Source organism: Pseudomonas sp. MWU12-2020 (assembly GCF_023100605.1).
In the GTDB taxonomy this organism is placed as follows: domain Bacteria; phylum Pseudomonadota; class Gammaproteobacteria; order Pseudomonadales; family Pseudomonadaceae; genus Aquipseudomonas; species Aquipseudomonas fluorescens_H.
Genome location: NZ_JALMEX010000014.1, coordinates 137,976 through 152,055, shown reverse-complemented (window position 1 = coordinate 152,055; position 14,080 = coordinate 137,976). Strand labels below are relative to the sequence as shown.

Genomic DNA, 14,080 nt, shown 5'->3' with positions numbered 1-14,080 from the left:
GCTGCCGAAAACCGCGTAACTCATTGAATCTCAAGGAGTTTTCCGTTTCGACTGCGCCGGAAGTGGGGCGAATTATAGACCTCCAGAATCTGCCGTCAACCGTTAATTTCAGTTTTATTGCAAAACCTGCTTTTTGGTCAGCAAACGCGGGATTCGCCGCGCAACCGCAGGTACACGCATCAGTAAAAGCACCGCACCTATAAAGGCATAGATCGCCCACTCCTTGAGATCAGCACGCACGATCCACAGCATATGCAGCAATCCCAGCCCGAGAATCACATACACCAACCGATGCAATTTCTTCCAGCGCACACCCAAACGGCGCTGACTGTAGCGATTGGAAGTCACCGCCAACGCCAACAGACCAAGGAAACCCAACGTCCCCACAATAATGTACGGCCGCTTACGCAACTCCACGCCCAACTGCGACCAGTCGAAACCGAGAATAAACGCCATATAGCTGAACAGGTGCAGAACCACATAAGCAAAACACCAGAGTCCCAATTGACGTCGCACAGCAATCCACCCTGCCCACCCCGTCAATTTCTGCAGCGGCGTCATGCTCAACGTGATCAACAGCAATACCAGCGTCCCCAGCCCCAATCGATCAACCAGCACCTTGCCAGGATCCGGACCGAGCACATTGGCAAACGCCTGATAAAACCAAAGCAATGGCCAGATCGCCGCCGCAATGAACACGCCTACACGCCAGAACGGATATCGCATCAGTAGTTCTTCCGCAGATCGAGCCCTGTATATAAAGAAGCAACTTCATCCGCATAGCCGTTGAACATCTGTGTATCACGCACATTCGGCTTGAACAGACTGTTCGGCAGACGCCGTTCCCGCGCCTGAGTCCAGCGCGGATGATCGACCGTGGGATTCACGTTGGCATAAAACCCGTATTCATCAGCCGCGATGCTCTGCCAGGTGGTCTTGGGCTGTTCGCTGACCAGACTTATCCGCACAATCGACTTCACACTTTTGAAGCCGTACTTCCACGGCACCACCAGACGCAGCGGCGCACCATTCTGATTAGGCAACTCGCGGCCATACATGCCTACCGCCAGAATCGCCAAGGGATTCATCGCCTCATCAAGGCGCAAGCCTTCTACATAAGGCCAGTCGATCAGGGCAAAACCCGAGCGCTGCCCTGGCATGCTCTTGGGATCCTGCAGGGTTTCGAAGCGAATGTATTTGGCCTTAGAGGTCGGCTCGACCTGCTTGAGCAACGCAGAAATCGGAAAGCCAATCCACGGGATGACCATCGACCACGCTTCAACACAGCGAAGGCGATAGATACGCTCCTCCAACTGGTACGGCTTCATGAAGTCTTCCAGCGCGTAACGCCCGGGCTTACCCACTTCCCCATCGACGACAACGCTCCACGGCTCGGTTTTCAGCGAACCGGCATTGGCAGCCGGATCGCCCTTGTCAGTGCCGAACTCATAGAAGTTGTTGTAGTGGGTCGCGTCTTTATAAGGCGTGATCGCCTCATCCTTGACGTTGACTGCGCCCCATTTAGTAGAGGGGAGCTTCTCGGCAAACCAGGCAGGCGCCTTGCCCGGCTCGACATCGGCATAACGCGCCGCGTCTTCAGCGCTGGCCCAACGCGGCAGGCTGCTCACGGCGATACCGGCAGCGGTAGCTCCGAGCAATTGGCGACGAGAAAGATAAATGGCTTCAGGCGTGACATCCGACTCATGGCAGTCGGACGCTTTGGGGATTTTGATCAGCATGGCAACTCCGCAGCTTTGGAGGACAGATGCACCCATAGACTGCGGAGTATGCGGGAAATTACATCACTCGGCGTTTTTGTGACGACGAAGATGCAACAGATATTGCACCGGGCCGGAAGCGGCGTAAGCGAGGAACACCAGCAGCAAAATGCGCGGTGGATCGCTGAACACCACGGCGAACACCAGCACCACGGCAAGAATCGCCACGAACGGCACACGGCCCTTCAAATCCAGCTCCTTGAAGCTGTTGTACTTGATGTTGCTGACCATCAGCATGCCGGCAGCCGCCACCATCAGCGCGACCAGGAACGACATCTTCGAACCCTGAATGCCGTAATCGCTGAACGCCCAGACGATCCCAGCGACCACGCCGGCAGCTGCCGGACTGGCCAGACCGATGAAGTAGCGCTTGTCCGCCGTACCGACCTGGGTGTTGAAACGCGCCAGACGCAAAGCGGCACCGGCTACATAGATGAAGGCAACCATCCAGCCGACCTTGCCCATGTCGCCCAATGCCCAGCCAAAGGCCAGCAACGCCGGCGCGACACCGAAAGCGACCATGTCCGACAGCGAGTCATACTCGGCGCCGAAGGCACTTTGCGTATTGGTCATGCGCGCGACACGCCCATCAAGACCATCGAGCACCATGGCCACAAAGATTGCGATCGCGGCGAAGGCGAAATACTTGCTCGCGTTCGCAGAGTCCCCGGCGCTCAAGGCAGCCTGGGCACTCATCGAGTTGATGATGGAATAAAACCCTGCGAACAGGTTCGCAGTGGTGAACAGATTCGGCAGCAGATAGATACCACGATGCCGGACTTTACGACCTTCTGCGTCGTGCCCTTCCTCGACATGTTCATCGATGGGCAGCAGGCTTTCGGCGTCAGAAGCCTGGTTCGGCTCTTCGGGACGTTCGCTCATGGACATTACCTTGCAACGGTTTGGAAAGTTTCGACAGGTGCCTGTGACGACGGTTCGGCCACAAACGATGCAGCTTTATACCAGAACCATCGGTTTCAAACGAAAAAACGCGGCCGAAGCCGCGTTTTTCGTACAAGGATGACGACTTAGTTTTTGGCTTTGTCGACGATCTTGTTGGCACCGATCCACGGCATCATGGAGCGCAGTTGCTCGCCGATGATTTCGATACCGTGAGCGGCGTTGTTACGACGCTTGGCGGTCATCGAAGGGTAGCCGGTTGCGCCTTCGCTGATGAACATTTTGGCGTATTCGCCGTCCTGAATACGTTTCAGGGCATTGCGCATGGCCTGACGGGATTCGGCGTTGATCACTTCCGGACCGGTCACGTACTCGCCGTACTCAGCGTTGTTGGAGATCGAGTAGTTCATGTTGGCGATACCGCCTTCGTACATGAGGTCAACGATCAGTTTCAGTTCGTGCAGGCACTCGAAGTAGGCCATTTCCGGCGCGTAGCCAGCTTCAACCAGAGTTTCGAAACCGGCTTTGACCAGTTCAACGGTACCGCCGCACAGTACGGCTTGTTCGCCGAACAGGTCGGTTTCGGTCTCGTCCTTGAAGGTGGTTTCGATGATGCCGGTACGACCGCCACCCACACCAGCTGCGTAGGACAGCGCAACGTTTTTGGCGTTACCCGAGGCGTCCTGGTAGATCGCGATCAGGTCAGGGATACCGCCGCCCTTCACGAACTCGGAACGTACGGTGTGACCCGGAGCTTTCGGCGCGATCATGATCACGTCGAGGTCGGCACGCGGAACAACTTGGTTGTAGTGGATCGCGAAGCCGTGGGAGAAGGCCAGGGTGGCGCCTTTCTTGATGTTCGGCTCGATTTCGTTCTTGTACAGCGAGGACTGGAACTCGTCCGGGGTCAGGATCATGACCAGATCGGCAGCAGCTACAGCGGAAGCAACGTCGGTCACTTTCAGGCCGTGGGCTTCGGCTTTGGCAACAGTGGCCGAACCTTTACGCAGACCGACGGTAACGTCGACACCGGAATCTTTCAGGTTGCACGCTTGAGCGTGGCCTTGGGAGCCGTAACCGATGATGGCAACTTTCTTGCCCTGGATGATCGACAGGTCGCAGTCTTTATCGTAGAAAACTTTCATGAATTTCCCCTATATATCCAGGCCGTTCAGGCCATTCGCTAATTTGGTTTAGATGCTGAGTACTTTGTCGCCGCGGGCAATGCCGGTCACGCCGCTACGGACGGTTTCCAGAATCGATGCGGTGCCGATGGACTGAATGAAGCTGTCGAGCTTGTCGCTGGTACCGGTCAATTGAACGGTATACACGCTGGCGCTGACATCGACGATCTGTCCACGGTAAATATCGGTGGTGCGTTTGATCTCGGCGCGCTGGGCACCAGTGGCCTTGACCTTGACCAACATCAGCTCGCGCTCGATGTGAGCGCTTTCCGACAGGTCCACCAGCTTGACCACTTCGATCAGCTTGTTCAGGTTTTTGGTGATCTGCTCGATGATTTCATCGTGACCGACAGTGGTCAGCGTCAGACGCGACAGCGTCGGGTCTTCGGTTGGGGCCACCGTCAGGCTTTCAATGTTGTAGTTGCGCTGCGAGAACAGGCCGACTACGCGAGACAAAGCGCCGGGTTCGTTTTCCAGAAGCAAGGAAATAATGTGCCGCATGATTAAGTACGCTCCGTCTTGCTCAGCCACATATCGCGCATGGAGCCGTCTTTGATCTGCATCGGGTAGACGTGCTCGCTGGTATCGACCGAAATATCGATCACCACCAGACGATCTTTCATGGCGAACGCCTCTTCCATCTTCGACTTCAAATCTTTCGAATCGGTGATGCGCACGCCGACGTGACCGTAGGCTTCAGCCAGTTTGACGAAGTCAGGCAGCGACTCCATATAAGAGTGCGAGTGGCGGCTGCCATAGCTCATGTCCTGCCACTGACGAACCATCCCCAGAACGCCGTTGTTCAGGATGACGATTTTCACCGGCAAGCCGTATTGCAGGCAGGTCGACAGTTCCTGGATGTTCATCTGGATGCTGCCTTCGCCGGTGACGCAGGCAACGTCGTCATCCGGGAAGCTCAACTTGATGCCCATGGCCGCCGGGAAACCGAAGCCCATGGTGCCCAGACCACCGGAGTTGATCCAGCGGTTCGGCTTGTTGAACTTGTAGTACTGCGCAGCGAACATCTGGTGCTGGCCCACGTCGGAAGTGATGAAGGCATCGCCCTTGGTCACTTCGCACAGGGTCTCGATCACGGTCTGTGGCTTGATCAGGCTGCCGTCGCCCTTGTCATAAGGGAACAGGCCGCGATCGCCGCGCCATTCATCGACCTGCTTCCACCAACTGGCAACGGACTCCTTGTTCGGGGTCTCGCCGATTTCCTTGAGGATCGCGACCATTTCGGTCAGGACGCTCTCCACCGGGCCAACGATTGGCACGTCGGCCTTGATGGTCTTGGAGATCGAAGCCGGGTCGATGTCGATGTGGATGATCTTGGCGTTCGGGCAGAACTTCGCCGCGCCGTTGATTACACGGTCATCGAAACGTGCGCCGACAGCCAGGATCACGTCGGCATGGTGCATCGCCAGGTTGGCGGTGTAGCTGCCGTGCATGCCGAGCATGCCGATGAACTGACGGTCGGTGCCTGGGAAACCACCCAGGCCCATCAAGGTGTTGGTCACTGGCAGGTTGAGCATTTTGGCCAGTTCGGTCAGCGGTGCGGAACCGTTGCCCAGGATCACGCCGCCACCGGAATAAAGCACTGGGCGCTTGGCCGCCAGGAGCATTTCTGCCGCTTTGCGGATCTGCCCGGAGTGGCCGCGAACGGCCGGGCTGTAGGAACGCAGCTTGGCTTTTTTCGGGAAGACGTATTCGAACTTCTCGGCCGGGTTGGTCATGTCTTTCGGGATATCGACCACGACCGGACCTGGACGACCGGATTGTGCAAGGTAGAAGGCCTTCTTCATGACTTCCGGGATTTCCGAGGCGTGCTTGATCATGAAGCTGTGCTTCACGATCGGCCGGGAGATACCGATCATGTCGGTTTCCTGGAACGCGTCGGTGCCGACCATGGTGCTTGGCACCTGACCGGAAATGATCACCATTGGAATCGAATCCATATAGGCGGTGGCAATACCGGTGATGGCGTTTGTGGCGCCTGGACCGGAAGTCACCAATACCACGCCGGCTTTACCGGTGGCACGGGCGTAGCCGTCAGCCATATGGGTAGCCGCTTGCTCGTGACGAACCAGGATGTGGGTCACTTCCGGTTCTTTGAACAGGGCATCGTAAACATGAAGGAGAGCACCACCAGGGTACCCGTAGATATATTTGACGCCTTCGTCACGCAAGAAGCGGACGAGCATCTCACCGCCAGATAAAAGCTCCACGTTGTTCACCTCTAAAACGCCAGAATACCGTCCACACAAAAGGGGCGGGTCTTAATAGGTTTACTTCTCGGCAGAGCATGAGCGACGGTGGTCGCCGACTACGTCAGCACTGACTGAGCAAGTATTGGGATCGTCCCAAGTGTTGCGGGCCTTTCCCACCCAGCGCGAGGTAACGCGTTGCGGGTGTAACAGGTCGACGCGGATATGCGCCTCATGATCTACCGAGTGGGTCTGCTTCTGGCAGTCCCTCTACAGCGGACTTTGGATTCTTCTGTTTCGCCCTCTCCAAGTCAAGCCGTCAATGTGCTTAATTGTGGGTAAGCACATGAGAACGCAAGAAAAAACCTGAAAACCGCTACTCTGTTAGTGTCAATTGCGCAATTTTGCCAAGGAATCAGCATGCGAACGCTCCTCGTCACACTGCTGATCGGTCTCAGCCCGTGGTGCATGGCCGGTCAGATTTACAAATGGGTCGATGCCCAAGGCGTCACTCACTTCGATGCGCAGCCGCCGCAAGGTCAGCCGGCGACGACCATGCAGACGCCCTCCTCGCCCCCGCCGAAACCTGCCGCCATCCCTGGCAGCAGTGCACTGGGCGATCAGAAAGCCATCGACGACAAGGTGAAGAAGCAGGTAACCGAGCAGCAGGCGCAGCTCAAGGCGTTTTGCGAGCAGGCACGGACGAACCTGGCGCAATTGCAGAACAATCCGCGTTTGAGGGAGGAAGTGGAGGGAGAACTGAGGCGTCTCGACGATGCACAACGGCAGGAGCGCATTGTCGAAGCGCAGAAGCAGATTGCGCAGAACTGCGAATAGACACCTGTAGGAGCTGCGATCTTTTGACCTTGTTTCCAAGAGCAGATCGAAAGATCGCAGCCTGCGGCAGCTCCTACAGGGGATCGGTTCTAGCGGGAAGCGGTGATCAGCAGGTCAAACTCTTTGAGCAACACCTGCAATTGCCGATCCTTGCCCTGCAGATTGCGCTGGGCAAAGACCATTTCGGCCATTTCCTGAATGCCCGAGGCATTGGGTAACGGCAGATCCTGCTCAAGAATCATCTTCATCCGAGGCAGGAAGATCCATTGCAGCCACTGCTCGAAATCCAGCGTGTCGACCGAAAACGGCTCGACACTGCTCAAGGCTTCGACCGATGGCTGAACCTCATCCCACCAACCCTGTGCGCGCAGTTCGCGCTCGATCAACAGCAACTGATCGGCGATTTTCGGGAAACGGCGATCCATCACAGTGAAACCTTGGCCTTCTGACGGGCCTGAGCGGCGCCGGCGGAATCGCCTTGTTTCTCACGGGACTGAGCGATGATTTCCCACAGGTTGGCCTGCAAGTCCGGACGACCGTTGGCCATGGTCAGCGCCCGACGGGCGAACTGCTCGGCCTGTGGCGCATCACCTTGAGCCATGCGTACTTGCGCCAAGCGGTAAAGCACTTGCGGCTCACGCGGGGCAACGCGTTGAGCGCGTTCCAGGCTGGAAGACGCACCGTTGAGGTCACCACCCGCCTGCTGCTGTTGCGCGGTGGTCAGCAAGGCGAGCACCGGGCCATCAAGCTGTTCGTCAGCCGACAGACCGCCGCCACTGCTGGCCGAAGGAATGCCGCTTGGGGTCGAAGGCATGCTGTAGCTGCCGGAGTTGATCGGCGCCGACTCGACCGGCGACGGGTTGTACGGCCCCGCGGTGATACCGCCGGACGCTGGCCCCGGAACGATCGGCGACGAGCTGATCGGCGTCGAAGTTGTCGCGCCACCGCCCGGCACCATCACTACCACACCGGTGTCGCCTTGCGGGATGGCCTGGGATTGCGCCTGATCCTGCACCGGGCGTTTGACTGTCGTCTTACGGAAGCCGCCATTGGCTGACAGGCGTTCGCTGTTGGACACAGTCGTGCCGGCATCCACCACCGGGATCGAACCACGCTGTACGGTAGAGCAGCCGCTGAGCAAAGCCACGGCAGTCACCGCTGGAATCAACCACTTGTTCACTTGAAACCCTCTTTGCTTAATTCATCCAGCCCTTGACCCAATCCATCACCGACTCTGGCGAAGCAGGCGTTTCGCTTGCACACGAGGCGCCGGGTGGCGGTTCGCTGCCGCGAATATACGGCATCTGCACCGCCCCCGGACAGTTGGCATCGGAGCCTTGCCCGGTACGCGAATCGACCCACGCCTGGACGATGTTGTCCGGCTGCGGCATGTCCAGCGGCAGCGGATCGGCCTTGCGCATGAAACTGGTCCAGACCTGCAACGCACCAGTCGCACCGGTGAACGGGGTCTTGCCGTTGTCGTCACGACCCAGCCAGACCACCGCCAACAGATCCTGACTGAAACCGGCGAACCAGCTGTCGCGCGAATCGTTACTGGTACCGGTCTTGCCGGCCAGCGTCAGGGTCTTGGGCAGCACGTTGTAAACCGAGCTGCCGGTACCTTCACGCATTACCCGCTGCATGGCGTTCTGGATCAGGTAGATAGAGGCCGGATCGAAACGCTGTTGAATCTGGAACGGATAACGCTTGAGCGGTTCGCCATCGGCGGTCAGTACGCTGCGAATCCCGCGCATCGGCGTATTGAAACCGCCGTTGGCCAGGGTCTGGTACATGGTCGCCACTTCGATCGGGGTCATGCCGCCAGCACCCAGCAACATCGACGGGAATGCCGGGAATTCCCGCGTAACGCCCAGGCGTCCCAAGGTCTTCAGCACGTTCGGCACGCCTACTTCCAGACCCAGACGCGAGGTCGACAGGTTGTAGGAATGCGCCAGCCCCTGATAGAGGAACACGGTGCCGTGGGAGCGACGGTCATAGTTCTGTGGTTTCCACACCTGACCGTCCGCACCCTTGACGGCCAGCGGTTCGTCCGACAGCCAACTGGTCAGCGTGTACTGGCTCGGTTTCTCCAGCGCGGTCAGATAGACCGCCGGCTTGATCAGCGAGCCCACCGGCCGCACCGCATCCAGCGCCCGGTTGAAACCGGCAAAACTGGCCTGCCGGCTGCCGATCATGGCCTGGACTTCGCCGGTCTCCGGGTTGGTCACGACCATCGCCGCTTCCACGTCATCGGAGCCCTTGCGTCCGGCCAGGCGTTTAAAGGTGTCATTGACCGACGCCTCGGCCTTCATCTGCAGAATCGGGTCGAAACTGGTGAAGATCCGCAGGCCTTCTTCGGTCAAGTCTTCGTCGCGGTAGTCTTCACGCAACTGGCGTTTGACCAGATCGATAAAGCCCGGGAACGAGCTGTCGGCGAGCTTGCCGCGCGTGGTCACACCCAGTGGCATTTTCTTCGCCGCTTCGACCTGTTCGGCAGTCGCCACGCCTTGCTGCTCAAGCACGTCGAGCACCAGGTTACGCCGCTCCAGCGCGCGTTCCGGGTTGCGACGCGGGTTGTAGTAGGACGGCCCTTTGACCATGCCGACCAGCAACGCTACCTGATGCAGCTTCAGCTCGGACAATGGCTGACCGAAGAAGAACTGACTGGCCAGACCAAAGCCGTGCACCGCACGCTGACCGTCCTGCCCGACGAAGACTTCGTTGAGGTAGGCCTCAAGAATTTCCTTCTTGTCGTAGTGCAGCTCCAGCAGCATCGCCATCATCGCTTCGGTGAGCTTGCGGCTGAGGCTGCGCTCGTTGGTGAGGTAGAAGTTTTTCACCAACTGCTGGGTCAGCGTACTGCCACCCTGGGTCATCTTGCCGCCAGAGGTGTTGACCCAGATCGCCCGGGCAATCGACTTCGGCGACACGCCCCAGTGACTGTAGTAGTCCCGGTCTTCCACCGCGATCAGAGTATCGAGCAGGTACGGCGGCACCTGATCGATCTTGATCAGGATGCGGTCTTCAAGGTTTTTCGGATAAATGCCGCCGATCAACAGCGGCTCCAGCCGCACCACGGACAATTTCGCACCGTTGAGCCCCGAGAGTTCGGCCACATAGTCGCCGGAGAAGCGCACGCGCACCGGCTGGGCTTTTTCCAGGCCTTCATAGAACTGGAAGCCACGGGTATTCAGATCAACGGTATTGCCGTTGACGGCAGCAGCGCCAGGGCCATTGCTCACGGCTTCGCGGCGATAGCCCAAGGCATCGAGCTCGGTGAGGAAATCTTCCTTGCTCAGCTTTTGTCCGACGAACAGCTCAAGCGGACGCGCGTATACCTTGGCCGGGATGGTCCAGCGCTTGCCGGAGAACTTCTCCTGCACCACGGCATCGAGGTAAACGGCGAAGCCAGCCAGCACCACAAGGCCGACCAGACTGAGTTTAATGGCCCAACCCAGCCATGGGCGCAGGCCCTGGGAAGGTGGTTTTTTCTTGGTACGGGGGGATCGAGTTCGAGTCATGGCGGCGGATTATACGCACTTTATTCATACTCAACAGGAGCGCTCCGAGGTTTGCGTCAGGCTGGCGAGCGGCCATAATGGCGACCTCGAATTTCCCAGTCTCTGAAGGATCGCCCGTGAGCCAGTCACTGATCGCTGCCCTGCAAAACCCGGCCCTCTACCCGCACCCCGTCGAAGGGTTCCAGGTCATCGAAACCCATATCTCGTGGGTGATCCTCACCGGCCCGTTTGCTTATAAAGTGAAGAAGCCAGTGAATTTCGGCTTCCTTGACTTCACCGGCCTCGAATCCCGCGCACATTTCTGTGCTGAAGAGCTGCGCCTGAACCAGCGTCTGACCGACGATTTGTATCTGGACGTGTTGCCGGTGACCGGCAGTGTCGAAGCGCCACAACTGGGCGGCGACGGCCCGGTGATCGAATATGTGCTGAAAATGCGTCAATTCCCACAGACCGGCCTGCTCAGCACCTTGCAAGCCAACGGCGAGCTGACCACTCAGCACATCGACGAAATGGCCGAGCAGATCGCCAGATTCCACCTCAGCGCGCCAAAAGTCCCGGCCGAACACGACGCCGGCACGCCGGACAGCGTGATGGCCCCGGTGCGCCAGAACTTCGAACAGATCCTGCCGTTCCTCAGCGACAAAAATGATCTGTTGCAACTCGAGGCACTGAAAGCCTGGGCCGAAAGCAGCTTCGATCGTCTCAAGGCACTGTTCAGCCAGCGCAAGGCCGAGGGTTTCACTCGCGAATGCCACGGCGACATCCACTTGGGTAACGCCACCGTCATCAATGGCAAAGTGGTGATCTTCGACTGCATCGAGTTCAACGAACCGTTCCGCTTCACCGACGTCTGGGCCGACACCGGTTTCCTGGCGATGGACCTGGAAGACCGTGGTCTGAAATCCCTGGCCCGCCGCTTCATCAGCCAATACCTGGAGCTGACCGGCGACTATCAAGGCCTGGAAGTGCTGAACTTCTATAAAGCCTACCGCGCACTGGTTCGTGCCAAAGTCGCGCTGTTCAGCATGCCGGCGGATGCCACACCAGTGCAGCGCGCAACCACCCTGCGCCAGTACCGCAACTACGCCAACCTGGCGGAAAGCTACAGCACCATTCCTTCGCGCTTCATGGCCATCACCCACGGCGTATCGGCTGTCGGCAAGAGCCACGTGGCGATGCGTCTGGTCGAAGCACTGGGCGCGATTCGCCTGCGTTCCGACGTCGAGCGCAAGCGCCTGTTCGGCGAGCAAACCGTAGCCAACGACGTGCAGGCCGGGATTTACAGCGCCGACGCCAGCGTTGCCACCTATGCCCGCCTGCATGAGATTGCCGGAGTGATCCTGCACGCCGGTTTCCCGGTAGTGATCGATGCGACCTACCTCAAGCGCGAGCAACGCGACAACGCCGCTCAAGTCGCCGAAGCCACCGGCACGCCGTTCCTGATTCTCGACTGCAACGCACCGCAAGCCGTGATCGAGAGCTGGCTGGCGATTCGTCAGGCAGACAAGAAGGATCCTTCCGACGCCACGCTGGCGGTAATCGAGGCCCAGCAGGCCAGCCGCGAAGCGCTGACGCCAGAAGAAATTCTGCGCAGCAAACGCGTACAGACCAATGAAAGCGGGACCCTCGACACCGTAGTGGCGCAGATCCGCCAGCGCCTGCCAGGCCTGTAAGAAACTATTTCGGCCGTGAAGCCCTCGCTTGCTTCACGGCCGTCAAATAGTGGCACTATACTGGCGTCATAAAACCAACAGGTGATGTGACATGAGCCAGCCGAAACTTCTCGACACCCCGCTTTATGCCTTGCTGCACAAAGACGACATCGCAGGCTTCAACAAGGAACGCCCGAACGACGGCCCGATCGACATGGTCGGTGGCGACTTCCGTGGTCTCGACTTGCGTGAACTGAACGCCGATGGCGTGGATTTCCGGGACGCCTACTTCCGCTCTGCCGATTTGCGTGGCATCGATTTCCGTAATGCATCACTCGAAGGCGCGAGCCTGGCCCATGCGCAGATTTCCGGCGCGTACTTCCCGCCGGAACTGAGTGCGGACGAGATCCTGATGTCGATGAATTTCGGCACCCGCCTGCGCTATCGCACTCGCTGATAATTTTTATCTTTCTCTGACCCGACGCCTTTCCCGTGTGGGAGCGGGCTTGCTCGCGAAGGCGTAGTGTCAGTCGATACATCTGGTGGCTGACAGGACGCCTTCGCGAGCAAGCCCCGCTCCTACATGTTTCCGCGTTTCTTCCCTCCTGTCTGCGTTCGCAGCCCCTTTCTTAGAAGCGTTTGCGTCGAATCCGACCAAACAACCACGCTTTTCCTACTGATGGCTACACTCCTGAGAAGATCGCCCACGCACCATTCGGCCGTCGCAAGGAGGCTTGATGAATGATGAACTGCAACACCTGAAGAATCTTGGCAAGACGTCGGCGCAATGGCTGCATGCCGTGGGCATCCACAGCGCCTCGGACTTGCGTCGCCTGGGGGCGGTGGACGCCTATCGGGCCGTGCGTACCCGCGGGTTTCGCGCATCAAAGGTGTTGTTGTACGCGATCGAAGGGGCGCTGATGGATGTGCACTGGAACGACATCCCGGCCGAACGCAAAGACGCCTTGAACAAGCAGCTCGAAGCCATCTCCTCGCGTCACAAGAACTGAACAGGCGCTGAAAGCCATGTATCTGCTCGGGGAACAATCAGCACCTGTCGATGCACTGATCAATCGTTTGCAGAGTTTGCCTGCAAGCTGGCTCGAGGGTCTTTCGCCGTGCGGGCCAGCCTTTGAGCCAGAAATATCTGACGACCTGATGGCGCAACTCCCACATGATCAGCTGTTTCTACTGACAGAAGGCGTCATCAACGGCTACATCGGCGGCCGTGCGCTGTTTTACTGGCAGGAAGGCGATCTGATCGGTCTGCAGCAAGGTGACGCCTGGGCCGATTGCCGTCTGCGCAGCGACGGGCCATTGCGCTTGCTGCCCTATCGGCGAACCGAACTGTTCCAGCATTTATATGCCGAGCCGGGCCGGGCCGAACAGTGGCTTGAGTATCTGCTGGGGCAGATGGCGCTGCTGGCTCACGCGGTGGCCGAACTGAAACCGCGGGAGTTCCGCAGCACCAATGGTTTTAAACGGGTCGAGAGCGGTGAGGTGCTGATCCAGCAGGGCGATGCCGCCGATCACGTCTTCGTGATCATCGATGGGCATGCCGAAGCGTTCGTGGATGGACACAAGGTTGGCGAAGTGCCCAAGGACGAGATTTTCGGCGCCATGGCGGTGTTCACCGGTGAGCCACGCAATGCGACGGTCATCGCTCGCGAGCCGAGCACGGTGATGCTGATTCCCGGCGAGCAGTTTCTGAGCATGACCCGCACCAATCCGAAGATCGCGCACAGCCTGATTGAGAGCATGGCCCGGCGCATCGGCCAGCTCAATCAGCAGATCACGCAACTGAGTGCGATCAAAGCTCCACGTTGAGTCCCTTGTTTCCGGGGCATTCCAGCCATTTGCACGACTAAATCAAGCAAACGGAAAAACAGTGGTTGACTCGGTAATGAGAATCGCTATGATTATCACAACTGGTCGCGAGATCAGTCGATATTCTGAAAAGCCCTTGGTTCGGACTCTCAGATTATCTCCTCATCAGGCTAA

14 protein-coding genes are annotated in these 14,080 nt (G+C 58.5%); 5 read left to right on the top strand and 9 right to left on the bottom strand.

All coding sequences use genetic code 11. The annotated features are described in order from the left end of the window. Positions 1-114: 114 nt before the first annotated feature. From msrQ to M0814_RS25395, 6 genes are all read right to left on the bottom strand, one after another. On the bottom strand, positions 115-726 hold the full coding sequence (msrQ, locus tag M0814_RS25420; RefSeq protein WP_103484947.1) for a protein-methionine-sulfoxide reductase heme-binding subunit MsrQ: 612 nt from the start codon (positions 724-726) through the stop codon (positions 115-117). Next, complete coding sequence (msrP, locus tag M0814_RS25415; protein WP_103484948.1) at positions 726-1,739, bottom strand: protein-methionine-sulfoxide reductase catalytic subunit MsrP; 1,014 nt, start codon at positions 1,737-1,739, stop codon at positions 726-728. Before msrP ends, msrQ begins: the two co-directional genes overlap by 1 nt. A 63-nt stretch (positions 1,740-1,802) precedes the next feature. Next, the gene (pssA, locus tag M0814_RS25410) at positions 1,803-2,660 is read right to left on the bottom strand and encodes a CDP-diacylglycerol--serine O-phosphatidyltransferase (RefSeq protein WP_003228213.1); all 858 of its coding nucleotides are present in this window, start codon (positions 2,658-2,660) and stop codon (positions 1,803-1,805) included. A 146-nt stretch (positions 2,661-2,806) separates the two neighbouring features. Continuing rightward, on the bottom strand, positions 2,807-3,823 hold the full coding sequence (gene ilvC / locus M0814_RS25405; RefSeq protein WP_003228216.1) for a ketol-acid reductoisomerase: 1,017 nt from the start codon (positions 3,821-3,823) through the stop codon (positions 2,807-2,809). A 48-nt stretch (positions 3,824-3,871) separates the two neighbouring features. Then, positions 3,872-4,363, bottom strand: a complete 492-nt coding sequence (gene ilvN, locus M0814_RS25400; protein ID WP_003205610.1) for an acetolactate synthase small subunit — start codon at positions 4,361-4,363, stop codon at positions 3,872-3,874. Between the two features lie 2 nt (positions 4,364-4,365). Further along, positions 4,366-6,090 carry an acetolactate synthase 3 large subunit gene (locus M0814_RS25395; RefSeq protein ID WP_045122841.1) on the bottom strand — a complete coding sequence of 575 codons (1,725 nt, stop codon included), beginning with the start codon at positions 6,088-6,090 and terminating at the stop codon, positions 4,366-4,368. 399 nt (positions 6,091-6,489) lie between these two features. Here M0814_RS25395 and M0814_RS25390 point away from each other — a divergent pair, with 399 nt between their 5' ends. Beyond that, complete coding sequence (locus M0814_RS25390) at positions 6,490-6,906, top strand: DUF4124 domain-containing protein (protein ID WP_103484949.1); 417 nt, start codon at positions 6,490-6,492, stop codon at positions 6,904-6,906. An 89-nt stretch (positions 6,907-6,995) separates the two neighbouring features. On the opposite strand, the gene M0814_RS25385 is transcribed toward M0814_RS25390, so the two are convergent. From M0814_RS25385 to mrcB, 3 genes are read right to left on the bottom strand one after another with little or no spacing between them, the layout of a single operon-like run. Then, positions 6,996-7,331: a YqcC family protein gene (locus tag M0814_RS25385; protein ID WP_003228220.1), complete on the bottom strand. Its 336-nt coding sequence runs from the start codon at positions 7,329-7,331 to the stop codon at positions 6,996-6,998. Then, complete coding sequence (locus tag M0814_RS25380) at positions 7,331-8,086, bottom strand: hypothetical protein (RefSeq protein ID WP_103484950.1); 756 nt, start codon at positions 8,084-8,086, stop codon at positions 7,331-7,333. The genes M0814_RS25385 and M0814_RS25380 overlap by 1 nt, the downstream gene beginning before the upstream one ends. A 16-nt stretch (positions 8,087-8,102) precedes the next feature. Further along, on the bottom strand, positions 8,103-10,427 hold the full coding sequence (mrcB, locus tag M0814_RS25375; RefSeq protein ID WP_103484951.1) for a penicillin-binding protein 1B: 2,325 nt from the start codon (positions 10,425-10,427) through the stop codon (positions 8,103-8,105). Between the two features lie 116 nt (positions 10,428-10,543). On the opposite strand from mrcB, the gene M0814_RS25370 reads away from it, so the two are divergent. From M0814_RS25370 to M0814_RS25355, 4 genes are all read left to right on the top strand, one after another. Beyond that, complete coding sequence (locus tag M0814_RS25370) at positions 10,544-12,100, top strand: bifunctional aminoglycoside phosphotransferase/ATP-binding protein (RefSeq protein ID WP_103484952.1); 1,557 nt, start codon at positions 10,544-10,546, stop codon at positions 12,098-12,100. 91 nt (positions 12,101-12,191) lie between these two features. Further along, positions 12,192-12,536: a pentapeptide repeat-containing protein gene (locus M0814_RS25365; protein WP_003228227.1), complete on the top strand. Its 345-nt coding sequence runs from the start codon at positions 12,192-12,194 to the stop codon at positions 12,534-12,536. 280 nt (positions 12,537-12,816) lie between these two features. Continuing rightward, complete coding sequence (locus M0814_RS25360) at positions 12,817-13,089, top strand: TfoX/Sxy family protein (RefSeq protein WP_003228231.1); 273 nt, start codon at positions 12,817-12,819, stop codon at positions 13,087-13,089. A gap of 16 nt (positions 13,090-13,105) precedes the next feature. Next, a complete protein-coding gene (locus M0814_RS25355; protein WP_103484953.1) occupies positions 13,106-13,906 on the top strand; it encodes a Crp/Fnr family transcriptional regulator in 801 nt (266 codons plus the stop codon). The last annotated feature ends 174 nt before the right edge of the window (positions 13,907-14,080 follow it).

Bases quoted from the DNA above. Each gene is read 5' to 3' on its own strand.
- msrQ (WP_103484947.1), bottom strand. From the start codon at position 726: ATGCGATATCCGTTCTGGCGTGTAGGCGTGTTCATTGCGGCGGCGATC.
- msrP (WP_103484948.1), bottom strand. From the start codon at position 1,739: ATGCTGATCAAAATCCCCAAAGCGTCCGACTGCCATGAGTCGGATGTC.
- pssA (WP_003228213.1), bottom strand. From the start codon at position 2,660: ATGAGCGAACGTCCCGAAGAGCCGAACCAGGCTTCTGACGCCGAAAGC.
- ilvC (WP_003228216.1), bottom strand. From the start codon at position 3,823: ATGAAAGTTTTCTACGATAAAGACTGCGACCTGTCGATCATCCAGGGC.
- ilvN (WP_003205610.1), bottom strand. From the start codon at position 4,363: ATGCGGCACATTATTTCCTTGCTTCTGGAAAACGAACCCGGCGCTTTG.
- M0814_RS25390 (WP_103484949.1), top strand. From the start codon at position 6,490: ATGCGAACGCTCCTCGTCACACTGCTGATCGGTCTCAGCCCGTGGTGC.
- M0814_RS25385 (WP_003228220.1), bottom strand. From the start codon at position 7,331: ATGGATCGCCGTTTCCCGAAAATCGCCGATCAGTTGCTGTTGATCGAG.
- mrcB (WP_103484951.1), bottom strand. From the start codon at position 10,427: ATGACTCGAACTCGATCCCCCCGTACCAAGAAAAAACCACCTTCCCAG.
- M0814_RS25365 (WP_003228227.1), top strand. From the start codon at position 12,192: ATGAGCCAGCCGAAACTTCTCGACACCCCGCTTTATGCCTTGCTGCAC.
- M0814_RS25360 (WP_003228231.1), top strand. From the start codon at position 12,817: ATGAATGATGAACTGCAACACCTGAAGAATCTTGGCAAGACGTCGGCG.
- M0814_RS25355 (WP_103484953.1), top strand. From the start codon at position 13,106: ATGTATCTGCTCGGGGAACAATCAGCACCTGTCGATGCACTGATCAAT.